Origin of the sequence: uncultured Tateyamaria sp. (assembly GCF_947503415.1) — a bacterium.
Lineage (GTDB): Bacteria > Pseudomonadota > Alphaproteobacteria > Rhodobacterales > Rhodobacteraceae > Tateyamaria.
On the sequence record NZ_CANNDS010000004.1, the window covers coordinates 56,056 to 70,777 of the forward strand.

A 14,722-nucleotide genomic window follows, 5' to 3' on the forward strand; every position below is an offset into this window, starting at 1 on the left:
GGGTTGCGCGGATGCGGGTGCCCGCTCTACGGTGAGGAAATTCAATGACTTGCGAGGATGCCATGCGCGCCCCACGCCCCAGCAACACCGACGCCTATTCGATGATTTTGGAAGCGATCGACATCGGGACCTACCGGCCCGGCGACCGGCTTGTGGAAAGTGAGTTGGCAGAGCGGTTTGGCGTATCCCGCACACCTGTGCGCGAAGCACTGCAAAGACTTGAAACACAGTCGCTGTTGTCGCGCGACGGGCGCAGCCTGATTGTGGCATCTCTGGACCACAACCAGATGTCGGAACTCTATGTGGTACGCCGCGAACTTGAAGGGTTGGCCGCGTCACTGGCAGCGCAGCACGCGACGGCGGAAGAAGTGCGCATCCTGCGGGACATGGTCGAGGCCGACAACGAACTGATCAATGATCCGCCCGCCCTGGCGCGCGCAAACCGACGGTTCCATACGCAGATCCATCTGGCCTCGCACAACCGCTACCTTGTTCAGCAACTGGATCTGGTGCACCGGACCATGGCGCTGATGGCCACCACATCCTTGTCGGCGCAGGGTCGGACCCGCATAGCGCAAGACGAACATGATCGCATCGTCCGTGCCATCGAGGCAAAAGATGAAGCCGAGGCAGGGCAGGCGTTGCGCGACCATATCTCTGTCGCGTTCATGACTCGCCTGAAGCAGGACGCAGAAAAGCGGCGGGACGAAGCCTAGTCCGGGCCCAATGGCGCCACGATGTCACCGCTTGCCGTGCCATGCTGGGTCTTGTCCCAATAAAATGGTGCGAAGACCAACTCGTAGATCGCCTTGTAACTCGCCAGCGCGCCAAGCGGGAAATAGAGCGGCAGTGTCAGAACCCAAGGCATGAGATGGCGATGCGCGCGTCCAGACACAGCCAGCATGCCGATCAGAATGTTCAACAACTCGGCGGCGACAAAAAGCGTGGCCAAGGGCCAGACGACCGCTTCGCCCAACGTTGTAACGACCGGATGCGGCAACCCGAACGCAGGCAGCCAGAATGTCCAGAGCAGGGGGAGGGCCGCGAATTGCGACACGGTTGCCAGAAACATGGCCTGAACGCCCATGAACTTCAGAAAACCAAGGTCGCGCAGCAATTCAGTGGGCTTCCGCATATGCACGCAATAGGTGATGAAGAAGCCTTTGAGCCACCGTGACCGTTGTTTGACCCACGGCCATGCACGGCAGTTTGCTTCTTCATATGTGACGGTCGGGATCAGTTCGGTTCGATACCCGCGCCGTGCCAACCGCAAGCCGAGATCAGCGTCTTCGGTGACGTTGTGCGCGTCCCATCCGCCCAGTTCTTCCAGCACGCTTCGACGAAAGAACAGGGTTGTGCCGCCTAGTGGCAGAACCAAACCCAACTGCGACACACCAGGCAATTGCAGACGCCACCAGCTTGCGTATTCAATGGTAAAGCACCGCGCCAACCAGTTGTGGCGCGAGTTGTAGTAGTCGAGCATCCCCTGAAGGCAAACAACCTCTGGGTCTGCTGCCGAAAAATGCGCTACCACAGTTTCGATCTGGTCGATTTCCGGCGCGTCTTCGGCATCCCAGACACCGATGATGTCGCCCTGACAAAAATCCAGAGCATAGTTCAGGGCGCGTGGTTTCGTTGTGATCGTGCCGTCATCCGGCACTTCGATCACGCGCATCCAGCGTGGCAATTCCGTTCGGGCCAACGTCGCGCGGGTCACCGTATCTTTCGCCTCAAGCACCAGCACGACGTCAAGCAGCGCTTTGGGGTAACTCAACCGCGACAGTCGTTTGATCAACGCTTCGGCAATCCGTTCTTCCTTGAACAGCGGGACCATGACAGACACGCGTGGAAGGCGTTCGGGCAGCCATCTTCGCTTCGGTTTGGGGTGGGCAGGCATGCTGTGCACCAGCCGTGCAAGGACTGCCAACAGCTTCAGGCCCGCCGACATCATCAGTGTCAGAATGCCCCACGCGAACAGAATAGTGACAAACCACGCCGGTGTGACAATCAGGCAAAGCAGTAAGACGCAAGCCACAACCGTCGCCGTGATGCCGCGCCTCTGGCCGGGTTTAGGTCCCCAGGTGCGGCAACTGATGTCTTCGGGCACTTTGAAAGCTGCTTGGTGCGCAAGGTCGTCGCCATGCAGGGCGGTGATCTGTTCATGGATCTGAGCAATGGGTGCAATGACCGGAAGCACCTCCCATGGGGCGCGGTCCAGCGCTTGCCGCAGCATGTTCATCTGATCCGGGCGCGCGGTTGCGACCAAGAGCGCATCGCCGATCCAACGCCAGGGCACAATGCCGAAGCGCTGGCATATTTGCGCCGGAATGGCCTCGGCCATTAAAGAATTCGGTGGATTGATGGACAGATCAACGCGATCCGCTTCGTGTTGCAGGGCGAGGGCAGCAAGAACATCGTCCGGGTCGACATGCCCTTCGGCCACCAGGATTTCGCCCAAAGGCGCGTCCAGACTGCGTTGTTGCGTCAGTGCGTCCAGCAATGTGGTTTGGCTGATCAGCCCGGCATTGACCAATTGGCGCCCAACGGGGACGGCGGGCCGACGCTGCCGGATGACCGGCTGTGGAGAAGACAGGCGTAATAGTGGATCGCTCATTGCGGGTCCCGGGCTCAGGAACCTTCACCAATGACAATCCATAGTTAACAACCGGTTAAGGCTGTTGTGTTGACCTAGGTATTCAACCTGAGCGGGCAGCCATCGCCTCCGCAAACCGTTCAAACAGGTAGTAGCTGTCCTGCGGGCCGGGGCTTGCTTCGGGGTGATACTGCACCGAATAGATGGGTTTGCCTTGGACGCGGATGCCACAGTTGGACCCGTCGAAAAGCGAGGTATGGGTTTCCACGACGCCGTCAGGCAAGGTCTGGGCATCCACGGCGAAGCCATGGTTCATCGAGGTAATTTCGACCTTGCCGGTATCCAGATCCTTGACGGGATGGTTGGCGCCATGGTGGCCGTGGTTCATCTTGACCGTCTTTGCGCCGAGGGCGAGAGCCAGCATTTGGTGCCCGAGACAAATGCCGAAAACTGGCAGGTCCTTCTCCAGTACATCCTTGATCATGGGCACCGCGTATTCACCAGTGGCAGCGGGGTCGCCCGGGCCATTCGACAGGAACACACCATCGGGTTCGTGGGCCATCACATCATCCGCGGTGGCGGTGGCGGGCAGGACGGTCACGTCGCAGCCGGCAGAGGCAAGGCAGCGCAGGATGTTGCGCTTGGCACCGTAATCGACGGCAACCACCTTGAACTTGGGATCGGTCTGGGGCGTGTATCCTTCGGGCCACGCCCACCGCATTTCATTCCAGCGGTAGGACTGGGCGCAGGTTACGTCTTTGGCAAGGTCCATACCTTCGAGACCGGCGAAATCGCGGGCCGAGGCCACCAGTGCTTCAATGTCAAATTCACCATCCGGGTTGTGTGAAAGTGCCACATGTGGTGCGCCTGCTTGCCGAATGGCGCGGGTCAGGCGGCGGGTGTCGACACCACCTATGGCAATGCGCCCGCGCGCCGCCAGCCAGCCCGACAAGTCCTGTGCTGCACGCCAGTTGGATGGATCGGTGGGCATCCATTTCACGACCATGCCGGAGGCCACGGGATCGCCGGTCTCGTCATCTTCAGGATTCACGCCGACATTGCCGATGTGGGGGAAGGTGAAGGTGACGATCTGACCGGCGTAGGACGGGTCGGTCATGATCTCTTGGTAGCCCGTCATGGCAGTGTTGAAACACAGCTCTGCCTGGGTTTCGCCCGTTGCCCCGAACCCTTGGCCGTAGAACAGTGTGCCATCGGCAAGTGCAAGGCAGGCGGTGGGTGTGGCAGGGGTCATGGCAAACCTTCCAGATGCGGGCAGAAACAGCGGGGTGCAGGCAAATTGGGCGGAAACTAATGTGGGTAGCGGGTGGGGTCAAGGGCCGAAGGCAATTTCATTTCCATATCAAAATCAATGACTTAATGGCCTTTCATTTCCTTGCCACAACCTGACGTATGACTTAGTTTAGGTGCTCAACACGTGCCCATGGGGATGGACATCATAATGGATTTGCGCACCAAGATTTCGGCCGCGCTCAAGCAGGCCATGAGAGACAAGGATGCAGACCGATTGTCGACGTTGCGGCTGATCAATGCCGCGATAAAGGACAAGGATATCGACGCCCGTGCGGCAGGTCAGGATGACGGGGTAGGCGAGGACGAAGTCCTTGCGATCCTTGGCAAAATGGCCAAGCAACGCCGCGAGAGCGCCAAGACCTATGAAGAGGGCGGGCGCCTTGATCTGGCCGAGCGGGAGCTGTTCGAGATCACTGTCATCGAAGAGTATTTGCCGCAGAAACTGGACGCGGATGCCTCTGCCCAAGCGGTGGATGCCGCCATTGCCGAAGTGGGTGCCGACAGCATACGCGACATGGGCAAGGTGATGGGGGTGCTGAAGTCGAAGTATACCGGTCAGATGGATTTCGGCGCGGTGGGTCCGATGGTCAAGGAAAGGCTGTGCGCGCCGTCCTGACGGTTTACACACGGTGCCTTAAGGCGTGTTAATTTACACATTTTTCGATGTCGGCTGCGTGCTCACTGGCCCAAACTGGGTATTCGCCAACCAGTCCTGAATTGGGCGACTAACACCAGTTAACACCGCAGCGCGCGCAGCAAATCATCGTAGAGAGCGATGCGTTCTTCCTCGCTCAGAAATGCTCCAATCTCGACCTCGCGCCCCTTGCCTTTGAGCGTGATGTAGTTGGGCACAGGGCCCTCGTCATCGTATTTGGTGACTTGCGTCCAGTAGCGATTGCAGTCCCATTCCTGAACCTGCCCGTTGGCATCGGTGCGGGTCAGGTGGGTTTCGTCTGGATCAACAGTTAGCACCTCGATGATCTGGCGGGCGCGGCGGTTGCGGCGCAGGGCGTAGTACATCGCCCAGACAGCCCCCAAGACAAAGGGCAAGAGGCCCCACAGCACAACGGTCCCCAGCAGGGGCAGGGCGGGGATCAGGATCAGGGTGAACGTCGCCAGTACAAACGCAGCCATGCCCTTTTGTGGCAGCGAGTTGTGCGGCCAGAGGTGCATCTCTTGCACCTGTGCGTTTGGTTCTGTCGTCCAGCGGTAGGGCATGGTCGAGAGTATACGTCGCAGGCGCCTGAAGTCGAAGGGCAGGATGTCGCGGGGCGGCGGGTTGGCCGCCCCGAAATTGAACTTACAAGTCGGTATAGGCAGCCGAGGGGGCGACCGAAGGTTCAGGCCGCAACGTGCGCTGCTGGCTCCCACCCGAAGCGAGCTCTTCGCGGTAGAGTTTCAGGAGGCCACGTGTCCCATCGGGATGCGACGCGATGTCCTGGAAGGTCTGGTTGCCGCCCGCTTCAGCACGCAGGTAGGACGACGTCAGCAAATGTTGCTGGAACGTCGTCAGCTGCCCTGTGCCCTGATAGCCCATATAGCGCTGATAGTCTGAGATGGCGTCACGGGTCTTTGAGCCGACCCTGCCGTCGATCGACCCTGCGTCGAACCCGAAGTAGTTGAGCGACGATTGGATCTCGCGCCCTTCTGTCGTAGCCGGGATCGAGGGACGGTAGGTTTTCTTGGCTGGCGCGCGGTACGTCCGGGGCTTGGCGGCGTAGGTCGTCCGCGGGGCCACGGCGCGTTGACGAGCCGCCTGGCGCTGCTTGTTCTTGCGCACTTCGTTGTTGATGATCGCGCCGCCTATGCCTCCGAGGATGGCCCCGGCGATGAAGTCTTTTTTGTCAGCCGCAGCTTGGGTGGCAGGCACAAGGGCCAGCGAGGCCGCGATTGCGGCAGATATGAGTGTTTTGGACAGCATGACATGCTCCTTTTTTCGTCTGTGTCCTGCGGGAAGCGGGTGCGGTGTTCGGGCAGCGCGGTCCGCGGGCAGCAGTGTGGATAGGCATATGGGGCAGAGGGCATGGGGTGGAAGGTTGTCTGTGCCCCTCGCGCATGCGTGGGCGGTGATCTGCGCGTTTGGGCGCGTGCGTGCGCGGTGATTGGCCGGATTGGGGCGCTTGATATTGCATAACAGGCGCCGTTTGAGGCGGCATTTAGGCGGCTTTGCCACTCGCGCCTTGGAGTTTTCAGTTAGAAGAAGCGGGGCGTCGGGAAACAAGTGCGCAGAGTGTGAAGGCGATTGGCTGGAGCACCGAGATGAGCGCCAGGATGTTCGCGAAGTGGGTTGCAGGCGCAGTTTGTCGGCAAGTCACCTGTACGGTATGCTCCGAAGTCACTGCAGGCTACGGTGTGTCGCCCATTGGACAAACGGTGCGAGGAATATGGCCGCAACCAGCGCCGCATACCCCAGAATAAGAAATCTATAGATATCTCTGGCACGGCGGAATTGATCAATCTGGCTTGTTGCCTCTTCTGGTGAGCGCTCTGACAGGTTCGGCTGCAATGCGAAAACGTTCGTGGGTTCGAGCAGGGCAATTGCCAACCATCCGATCACCACGACCCAATGCACGCAATAGAGGCGTCCGCGTGACAGCGCACCATGCCAGTTGCCTGTAAGCGCCTGCCAAGGTCCGAGGCACGCCAGAACGAATAGTGGAACGCCAATGAGTGATAGAACGAGCTGAGGGGGCCGTCCGCTGAGCGCGGCTATGGCCTCTGACAATGTGTGCGGGTCTGACATGAAGTGTGTGACCGTGGCGTAAACGATGGACACGCCAATGGACACCAGACTGAGTGCCACGAGGCTTGCTGCGTGGAGTGCCGCGGAGACACCATTGCGATACAGCCGCAAGCTGATCATGCCCAAGAGTAAAAGACAGATGACGGAAACAGCGTCCAGCGTCGGCGGAAGAAACATCAATTCAGATCTACCATTAAAAAAGGGCACCGGTCGCCACCGGAGCCCTTTGCCTTTTCACGTCAGCCCACGCTTAGTGCGAGTGCTGTTTGTCCCAGTCTTCTTGCTTGGGTAGGATTTCGAACGTGTGCTCTGGCGGTGGGCTGGGCAGGGTCCATTCCAGCGTATCCGCGTATTCATTCCATGGGTTGTTCTCTGTCACCCGTGCGCCTGCGCGCAGGGAATAGGCGATGACGCCGAAGAAGAACAGGAACGAGGCAAAGCTCAGGAACGCTCCCCAGGACGACCACTGGTTCCAGTAGGCGAACTGTTCAGGGTAGTCGATGTAGCGGCGTGGCATGCCCTGACGACCCAAGAAGTGCTGGGGGAAGAAGGTCAGGTTGGCCCCGATGAACATCGCCCAGAAGTGCAGCTTGCCTGCCCATTCGGGATACATGCGACCCGTCATTTTGGGGAAGTAGAAGTAGACCCCGGCGAAGATAGCGAAGACTGCGCCCAGCGACATCACGTAGTGGAAGTGAGCCACCACGTAGTATGTGTCGTGGTAGTAGCGGTCCACAGCCGCCTGGCTCAGCACGATGCCTGTCACGCCACCGACGGTGAACAGGAACAGGAAGCCGAAGGCCCAGAGCATAGGTGTCTTCAGCTCAACCGAGCCGCCCCACATGGTGGCGATCCAGCTGAAAACTTTCACCCCTGTCGGCACCGCGATCACCATCGTGGCCAGCATGAAGTAGGCCTGTTGGTTCAGCGACATGCCGACCGTGTACATGTGGTGCGCCCACACGACGAAGCCCAGGGCACCGATCGCGATGATCGCCCAGACCATCGGCAGGTAGCCGAAGACAGGCTTGCGCGAGAACGTGGCGATCACGTGGCTGATGATGCCAAAGCCGGGCAGGATGATGATGTAGACCTCCGGGTGGCCAAAGAACCACAGGATGTGCTGGTAAAGCACGGGGTCACCGCCACCGGCCGGATCAAAGAAGGTGAAGCCGAAGTTGCGGTCCATCAGCAACATGGTGATCGCGCCCGCCAGAACTGGCAGGGACAGCAGGATCAGCCACGATGTGACGAAGATCGACCATGAGAAGAGCGGCACCTTGAAGAGCGTCATGCCTGGGGCACGCATGTTCAGGAAGGTGGTGATCATGTTGATTGCACCCAAGATCGACGACGCGCCCGAGACGTGGACCGCGAAGATCGCCAGATCCATCGACATGCCCTGCTCATTGGTCGACAGCGGCGGGTACAGAACCCAGCCCACGCCGGACCCCAACTGGCCATTCCCCCCCGGTGCGAGGACCGAGCAGACCGCCAACGTTGTCCCAGCCACATAAAGCCAGAAGGACAGGTTGTTCATGCGGGGGAACGCCATGTCCGGCGCGCCGATCTGCAAGGGCATGAAATAGTTGCCAAATCCACCGAAGAGGGCGGGGATCACCACGAAGAACATCATGAGAATGCCGTGACCGGTGATCAAAACATTCCAAAGGTGCCCGTTGGGTGTGCATGTTCCAGCCTCGGCTGCGAACAGGCGTGCGCCTTCCATACACATGTACTGGACGCCCGGATCCATCAGTTCGAGGCGCATGTACACTGTGAATGCGACCGAGATGAAGCCGACAAAGGCCGATACGATCAGGTACAGAATACCGATATCTTTGTGGTTGGTGGACATGAACCAACGGGTGAAAAACCCCCGTTCGTCTTCGTGCTCGTGCCCGTGAATGGCTGCGTCTGCCATGCGGTGCCTCCTGGCTGTTGGTTTCTTCATACGCGGGGTTCCCGTTCCGCGCACGGATTCTTGAGTGGTTCTAGAGTTTTGGCGTGCCCGCATCAATGGAAGATGCACGTATAAGCCGGGATGAATTGTCGCGTGTGAAACATCTTGCATGATGTGCGTGAGTCCGGATTTCGAACTATGGTGTCGCGTCACGCGCGTTTCGTGATCGGCGACAATTGCCAAAGGGCCGTCGGGTATCGTTTCCGGAACCCCCTTTGTGCCTTATTAAGAACACATGAACGGGACCTTTAAGACTTTGTTCATCCCTCGATAAGCCCGATTCCAAGGCCATTCCTACCCTTCAAGCGCATCAAAGCGCAGACGAGCGAGTGCAGGATATGGCAACCAACGACAATACGAACCCCGGGACCGAGGGCGACCAGGTCATTTCCGGCACGACCGGCGCAGACACGCTGACCGGTGCCCTTGGCGACGACACCATTACTGGTGGCGCTGGTGCGGACGTACTCAGCGGTGACGGACCGGTTGAGGGCGCGTGGCACTTCGAAACCTTTGATTTCGATTTCAGCTCGTCAGCCGGGCAGGCGTTTAACATCGAAAATGGTGTGCGCACGGCATCGGGCTACGTCTCCGACTTCAATGAGGGCGGATTGACGAACACGGTGCGCGGCACCACCGGTAACCCTGAGGATTTCGGGGTCATCTACACCAGCACACTGAATGTCACGAGCGGTGGGACCTACCGCTTGACCACATCTTCGGATGACGGATCGACCATTCAAATCTTTGATTCCAATGGCAATCCACTGCAGTTTGCCAACCAGACCGGCGGCACGCTCGACTATCTGAACAACGACTTTCACCAAGCCAACACAACTCGGTTCGGCGATGTCACCCTCGACCAGAACGAGACTTATACAATTCAGATCCGTTACTGGGAAAACCGAGGCGGTGACACGCTGTCGGCGACGATCAACGGACCGGATACGGGGAATGCCACACAGAACCTTCTGACCTCACCCATGATCGGCACACCGCCGGGGCCGGAGTATTCGGTCACCGGCACGCCTGCGGGTGTGGAGGGCGACGATGTCATCGATGGCGGTGCGGGCGACGACACGATTACCGGCGATGGCGGCAATGACAGCCTTTCGGGCGGCGCGGACAATGACAGTGTCGATGGCGGACGCGGCGACGATCTGGTCGAAGGGGATGGAGGGGCCGATACGCTTGATGGTGGATCCGGCAGTGATGAGGTCACGGGCGGCCAAGGCAGCGACAGCCTGACCGGCGGGACAGGGGACGACACGCTTGAGGGCGGCGACGACAACGACACTCTGGAAGGCGAACAGGGATCTGACAGCCTGACGGGCGGCGCCGGTGCCGACAGCCTGGTCGGCGATGACGGGTCAGATACAACCACGCTCTATTCCGATGATTTCGAAAACGGGGCTGACGGTTGGACCAACAACACGACCGAGACGGACCCGGACCTTGGCACATCACTCGGTCGCTTTGGTGCAGGCGATGGTACGATTGCCACCCAGCGTACATTCGAGTTGGGTGAAGATGCCCAGCAAGTGCAGGTCGAATTTGACGCGCTGCTTCTGGACAGCTGGGATGGCGAAGATTTCATTATCACGCTGAACGGGGAAGAGGTGCGCTTCAGTCATCTCGCGGGGGACACGTCCTCTCCGGCGAGCCAGAGCTTTGTGGGCGCGGACGGGGCCACCTACACGCTGGATTTCACCAACGCGGCAACGGGTGAACTTGGTTACACCAACGACGCATCGGTATCGAACTCGCAAGACACGATCATGAACGTCGTGATCACGATCGACACGCCGCCCGTGACGCTTGATCTTGGCTTTGGCAGCACGTTGAATTCGAGCCTCAGCAATGAAAGCTTTGCGATCGACAATGTCAGTGTCGCACGGGTGGACACGGCCAACGACACGCTGACAGGGGGCACGGGCAACGACACGCTGACCGGCGGGGCAGGCGACGACGTCTATGTGTTCAACGCAGGTGACGGCAACGATGTCATCACCGATTTCAACGCCGGCAACAGCGGATCGATTGGTGACGGCGATCAGACCAACAACGACTTCATTGACCTAAGCGCCTACTACACCCACATCCACGAGTTGCGTGACGACTTCGCGGACAACGGGGTGCTGGACCAGTCCGCGGGCGACTTCGGCGACAACACGGCATTGGGCGGGTCGATCGGCATGACCGGCGTGACCGGAACCGACCTGACCTTCGACAATACAAACGTGGCCTGTTTTACCGCTGGTGCGTTGATCGAAACAGTCGACGGTCCGGTGCCAGTGGAGAACCTGCGGCGCGGCATGCGATTGCGCACGTGGGACAACGGGGATCGTCCGGTGCGGGCGGTCCTGCGGCGCAAGGTGGATGGATCAGGTGATCTTGCACCGATCCGCATTTCGGCCGGTGCGCTCGACAACAGACGTGATCTGATCGTGTCGCCCGCGCACCGGATGCTGATCTCGGATTGGCGGGCGCAAATGCTCTTTGGTGCCGATGAGGTGCTGGTGAGTGCAGCGAACCTTGTTCGGGGGGACAGGATTTACCGAACCCCGTGCAGGCAGGTGACATACTACCACATCTTGATGGATCGGCACGAGGTCATCTTTGCCGAAGGGGCGGCCACTGAAACCTTCCACCTGACCCGTGAGGCGGTGGACGCGGCCGAGTTCGAGGACAGTGAAGAGGGGGCCGTCGCCGCCGAGATCGCGCGCCTGTTCCCGGAGCTTTTGATGTGCGCCAGCCGATGCGTGCGTCCCGTCATGAAAGGATATGAGGCCAAAGCGCTCGCAGGTATGCTTGGCTGATGCCTTCTTCTGACTGGAAATACCACGGGGGAGCCTGAAAGGCGGGGGCGGAGCCCCTTGAGCAATGATGCCGCCGTCAGGCGTCTGTTGGATCAAGTGGGTGGGTGAAAGACCGTTTCAAACGTCTGACGCAAAGCGAGATCGACGTCATCCATCGTCACAGGCAACCCAAGGTCTACCAGCGATGTCACCCCATGGTCTGCAATACCGCAGGGCACGATGCCGCCAAAATGCGACAGATCCGGTTCGACATTGATACTGAGCCCGTGGAAGCTGATCCATTTGCGCAAACGGATGCCGATGGCTGCGATCTTGTCCTCGGCCACGTCACCGCCCCCAGCGGGCGGCTTTTCAGGCCGTTCGACCCAGACGCCAACGCGACCCTCGCGGATCTCGCCCTTTACGTTAAAGGTATCCAGCGTGGCGATCACCCATGCTTCCAGATCCTGTACGAAGGCCCGCACATCATGTCCGCGCTTGCCAACATTGAGCAGCGTATAGGCCACGCGCTGACCCGGTCCATGGTAAGTGTATTGCCCACCACGGCGCGTCTGGAACACCGGGAAGCGATCGGGGTCTGTCAGATCATCTGCCTTTGCCGACGTGCCCGCCGTGTAGAGCGGCGGGTGTTCCAGCAGCCAGATGCATTCGTCGGCCTTTCCTGCCGCAATCGCCGTGGCGCGCTCTTCCATCCAGGCCTCAGCCTCGCGGTAGTCGGTCAGCCCCGGTGTCGTGATCCATTCGACCATGGCTCAGGCCGCCTCTTCCTCGGCCAGTTTGCGCAGTATCTGCGCGCAATTTTCAGCCCCTTGCGCCCCCGTGACCAAGTATTTGCCGCCAAAAACCATGGACGGCACGCCCGAGATGCCGCGCGAAGTCCAGAACGCCTGTTTCTCCCGTACCGTGGCGGCAAGGGCACCGCTGGCCAGGACCTCTTCGGCGTCCGCCCGGTTGAGGCCGACGCCCTCCGCTACATCAAGCAACACTGCCCGGTCCGAAACATCGCGCGCTTCGGTGAAATGGGCACGGAACAGCGCCATTTTCAGCGGGTGCTGCAACCCTTGCGCCAATGCGAAGTCCAAGAGTTGATGCGCGTCAAAACTGTTGACGATGCGGCTGTCGGGCGAAAACACGAAATCGATGCCAAGGCTTCGCCCCAGCGCTTGCAGATGCGCCCGGTTCTGCGCCGACTGTTCGGGGGAAGAGCCGTATTTTTCCGCTATGTGTTCTGCCAGGTTCTGCCCTTCGGTTGGCATGGCCGGGTTCAACTCAAACGGGTGCCAACGCACCCGTGCGCCCATGCCTGTCACACCCAGTGCTTGCTCCAATTGGCGAAATCCGACGATGCACCAAGGGCACATGACGTCCGAGACGATGTCGACATCGATGACATTTTCTGGGGATTCGGCCATTTTCACGTGTCCTGACATGCGGATGTGCATGTTACATCACCCCGCGACCGCAAAGTTTCAAGCACTTGCCTGTTTTCCAGCCAAGGTAGGGAAATAATGACTCCCCAACGGGCCGCGACTTGATAACATGTGCGCATATCTGGAGGTCCATTATGTTTACAAAGTCCATTGCAACGTCTTGTGTCATTTTATCGATGGCCATTGTTCCCGCATCGCGTGCAACAGCGGACGCTGGTGATTTCGTTGCCGGTGCAATTATCGGCGGCATTGTCGGTCATGCAGCCACGAAGCAGAACCAACGCAGAAAAGCGACGCAGCGCACCTATACGCGCAAAACCTACAAGCCGCGTCTGCCGTCGACGCAGGAAGGCCGCGAAATCCAGGCCTCACTGAATTACTTCGGCTTCAATGCCGGGACAGTCGATGGCCAACTCGGGCGCAGATCGCGCAATGCTGTGTCGGCGTACCAGGCTTATCTCGGTTATCCGTCGACCGGTCAGTTGACCCCGTTTGAGCAAAACCTGCTGATCAGTTCCTACAACCGTGCACAGGCGGGCGGATACGCCGTCAACCAGCAGATCGCATCCACACCTGATGGCACCCGCGGCCTGCTCAAATCCTACCGGGCCGAACTGGCCGGGCAACCGACGCAGCCGGCCTTTCCGCAGCAAGCGCCCGCCACAACAATCGTTGTGGCGCCTCAACCCGTAGCACCGACCGTTGGCACAACGACAACCACGACGGTTGTTGCTGCCGCCCCCGATGCTGAAGCGCCTGTCGCAGTGGCAAAGGCCGAGCCGGAAGCGCAAGGTCTGCCCAACTTCCTTGGCGGTGGCGCAACCGCATCCCTTGCATCGCATTGCAACACCGTGTCGCTGCTGACCAACACGAATGGCGGCTTCACCACCGCTGCGGCCATGACCGATCCTAAAGTTGCGCTGAACGAACAGTTCTGCCTGGCCCGGACCTATGCCATTGCCAGCAGTGAAGAGATGATTTCCAAGGTGCAGGGGTTCACGCCTGATCAGATTGCCGCGCAATGCGAACAGTTTGGTCCGGCCATGCAACCCTACGTCGCCGCTCTGGCCCTCAAGTCCCAGCCTGAGGTGGTTCAGGACGTCGCCGGTTTCATCCTGACCACCGGAATGTCGCCCGCTCAACTCAAGGGCACAGCCCAGATTTGCATGGGCGTGGGATACCGGACGGACAACATGGATGTCGCACTTGGGTCAGCCCTGATGCTGTTTGCCATGGGTGATCATGTCTATGGTGAGATCATGGGCCACCACCTTGCCCAAGGGTTCGGCACCGCACCGCGCGTCGACTCTGCCCGGGTCTGGTATGCCGAAGGTCTGAAAGCTGTCGATGCGGGCGCGCCTGCCGTCTTCGCCCCCGGTCAGCCGGAGCGTGTGGAATTGCTGCGTCAGGCATCTTTACAGCTGGGCACGTCAAATTCCGGACTTGTCGCACCCACACAACCGACCGTGCAACCTGCGTCCTTGCCGACCTTTGGTTTGGCCAGCGACTGACACACATCACAATGTGAAATGAGGAAACCGGGGCCAAAAACGGGCCCCGGTTTTTTCTTTGGGTTTTCGCCCTTGGCAACGCGCGCGTTCGCGGCTAAAGACCGCCTACCAAGTCAAGGCGTGCGGCCGTGGCGGAATTGGTAGACGCGCAGCGTTGAGGTCGCTGTGAGGTAACACTCGTGCGAGTTCGAGTCTCGCCGGCCGCACCAACTTTTTGCCCATTGCCTTTGGTGACTTGAGGCAGACGTGGCTCAAAGCCTTTCGTTCACCCCGCTTCCCTAAGATTCCGTCCTTACTTCACGCATTATGCTGCCGCTTTTGCGGTTTCGCTGCCGGTTGGCCTGTGCTTGCA

Annotated in this window: 12 protein-coding genes and 1 tRNA gene; 5 read left to right on the forward strand and 8 right to left on the reverse strand. The window is 59.6% G+C overall.

Annotated features, from left to right (window positions below; genetic code table 11):
* The first annotated feature begins 44 nt into the window (after positions 1 to 44).
* The gene (locus Q1A32_RS19215) at positions 45 to 716 is read left to right on the forward strand and encodes a GntR family transcriptional regulator (RefSeq protein ID WP_299613907.1); all 672 of its coding nucleotides are present in this window, start codon (positions 45 to 47) and stop codon (positions 714 to 716) included.
* Here the strand turns inward: Q1A32_RS19215 and Q1A32_RS19220 are convergent.
* Together Q1A32_RS19220 and carA are read right to left on the reverse strand one after the other, a co-directional pair.
* A complete protein-coding gene (locus Q1A32_RS19220) occupies positions 713 to 2,614 on the reverse strand; it encodes a glycosyltransferase (RefSeq protein WP_299656887.1) in 1,902 nt (633 codons plus the stop codon). The two genes, Q1A32_RS19215 and Q1A32_RS19220, sit on opposite strands and share 4 nt — an antisense overlap.
* 82 nt (positions 2,615 to 2,696) lie before the next feature.
* Positions 2,697 to 3,845, reverse strand: a complete 1,149-nt coding sequence (gene carA / locus Q1A32_RS19225) for a glutamine-hydrolyzing carbamoyl-phosphate synthase small subunit (protein WP_299656890.1) — start codon at positions 3,843 to 3,845, stop codon at positions 2,697 to 2,699.
* A gap of 207 nt (positions 3,846 to 4,052) precedes the next feature.
* Between carA and Q1A32_RS19230 the strand changes: the two genes are divergently transcribed.
* On the forward strand, positions 4,053 to 4,520 hold the full coding sequence (locus Q1A32_RS19230) for a GatB/YqeY domain-containing protein (protein ID WP_299656893.1): 468 nt from the start codon (positions 4,053 to 4,055) through the stop codon (positions 4,518 to 4,520).
* A gap of 119 nt (positions 4,521 to 4,639) precedes the next feature.
* Here Q1A32_RS19230 and Q1A32_RS19235 read toward each other — a convergent pair whose 3' ends face one another.
* From Q1A32_RS19235 to ctaD, 4 genes are all read right to left on the reverse strand, one after another.
* Complete coding sequence (locus Q1A32_RS19235) at positions 4,640 to 5,122, reverse strand: DUF2244 domain-containing protein (protein ID WP_299656896.1); 483 nt, start codon at positions 5,120 to 5,122, stop codon at positions 4,640 to 4,642.
* A gap of 82 nt (positions 5,123 to 5,204) precedes the next feature.
* Positions 5,205 to 5,825 carry a peptidoglycan-binding domain-containing protein gene (locus Q1A32_RS19240; RefSeq protein ID WP_299656899.1) on the reverse strand — a complete coding sequence of 207 codons (621 nt, stop codon included), beginning with the start codon at positions 5,823 to 5,825 and terminating at the stop codon, positions 5,205 to 5,207.
* Between the two features lie 414 nt (positions 5,826 to 6,239).
* Entirely contained in the window at positions 6,240 to 6,824 is a 585-nt protein-coding gene (locus tag Q1A32_RS19245) for a hypothetical protein (protein WP_299656902.1), read from the reverse strand.
* A gap of 73 nt (positions 6,825 to 6,897) precedes the next feature.
* Positions 6,898 to 8,571, reverse strand: a complete 1,674-nt coding sequence (gene ctaD / locus Q1A32_RS19250) for a cytochrome c oxidase subunit I (protein ID WP_299613914.1) — start codon at positions 8,569 to 8,571, stop codon at positions 6,898 to 6,900.
* A gap of 377 nt (positions 8,572 to 8,948) precedes the next feature.
* On the opposite strand from ctaD, the gene Q1A32_RS19255 reads away from it, so the two are divergent.
* A complete protein-coding gene (locus Q1A32_RS19255) occupies positions 8,949 to 11,429 on the forward strand; it encodes a Hint domain-containing protein (RefSeq protein ID WP_299656904.1) in 2,481 nt (826 codons plus the stop codon).
* A 92-nt stretch (positions 11,430 to 11,521) separates the two neighbouring features.
* Here the strand turns inward: Q1A32_RS19255 and lipB are convergent, their stop codons facing one another.
* A complete protein-coding gene (gene lipB, locus Q1A32_RS19260) occupies positions 11,522 to 12,178 on the reverse strand; it encodes a lipoyl(octanoyl) transferase LipB (protein WP_299656907.1) in 657 nt (218 codons plus the stop codon).
* A 3-nt stretch (positions 12,179 to 12,181) separates the two neighbouring features.
* Positions 12,182 to 12,841, reverse strand: a complete 660-nt coding sequence (locus tag Q1A32_RS19265) for a DsbA family oxidoreductase (RefSeq protein WP_299656910.1) — start codon at positions 12,839 to 12,841, stop codon at positions 12,182 to 12,184.
* A gap of 194 nt (positions 12,842 to 13,035) precedes the next feature.
* Here Q1A32_RS19265 and Q1A32_RS19270 point away from each other — a divergent pair, with 194 nt between their 5' ends.
* Both Q1A32_RS19270 and Q1A32_RS19275 read left to right on the forward strand, forming a co-directional pair.
* Positions 13,036 to 14,370 carry a peptidoglycan-binding domain-containing protein gene (locus Q1A32_RS19270; protein ID WP_299656913.1) on the forward strand — a complete coding sequence of 445 codons (1,335 nt, stop codon included), beginning with the start codon at positions 13,036 to 13,038 and terminating at the stop codon, positions 14,368 to 14,370.
* Positions 14,371 to 14,492: 122 nt separating this feature from the next.
* A tRNA-Leu gene (locus Q1A32_RS19275) sits at positions 14,493 to 14,579 on the forward strand.
* Positions 14,580 to 14,722: the final 143 nt, after the last annotated feature.

Coding starts and splice junctions, on each gene's coding strand:
- Q1A32_RS19255 (WP_299656904.1), top strand. CDS start 8,949: ATGGCAACCAACGACAATACGAACCCCGGGACCGAGGGCGACCAGGTC.
- Q1A32_RS19230 (WP_299656893.1), top strand. CDS start 4,053: ATGGATTTGCGCACCAAGATTTCGGCCGCGCTCAAGCAGGCCATGAGA.
- ctaD (WP_299613914.1), bottom strand. CDS start 8,571: ATGGCAGACGCAGCCATTCACGGGCACGAGCACGAAGACGAACGGGGG.
- Q1A32_RS19220 (WP_299656887.1), bottom strand. CDS start 2,614: ATGAGCGATCCACTATTACGCCTGTCTTCTCCACAGCCGGTCATCCGG.
- carA (WP_299656890.1), bottom strand. CDS start 3,845: ATGACCCCTGCCACACCCACCGCCTGCCTTGCACTTGCCGATGGCACA.
- lipB (WP_299656907.1), bottom strand. CDS start 12,178: ATGGTCGAATGGATCACGACACCGGGGCTGACCGACTACCGCGAGGCT.
- Q1A32_RS19265 (WP_299656910.1), bottom strand. CDS start 12,841: ATGGCCGAATCCCCAGAAAATGTCATCGATGTCGACATCGTCTCGGAC.
- Q1A32_RS19270 (WP_299656913.1), top strand. CDS start 13,036: ATGGCCATTGTTCCCGCATCGCGTGCAACAGCGGACGCTGGTGATTTC.
- Q1A32_RS19240 (WP_299656899.1), bottom strand. CDS start 5,825: ATGCTGTCCAAAACACTCATATCTGCCGCAATCGCGGCCTCGCTGGCC.
- Q1A32_RS19245 (WP_299656902.1), bottom strand. CDS start 6,824: ATGTTTCTTCCGCCGACGCTGGACGCTGTTTCCGTCATCTGTCTTTTA.
- Q1A32_RS19235 (WP_299656896.1), bottom strand. CDS start 5,122: ATGCCCTACCGCTGGACGACAGAACCAAACGCACAGGTGCAAGAGATG.
- Q1A32_RS19215 (WP_299613907.1), top strand. CDS start 45: ATGACTTGCGAGGATGCCATGCGCGCCCCACGCCCCAGCAACACCGAC.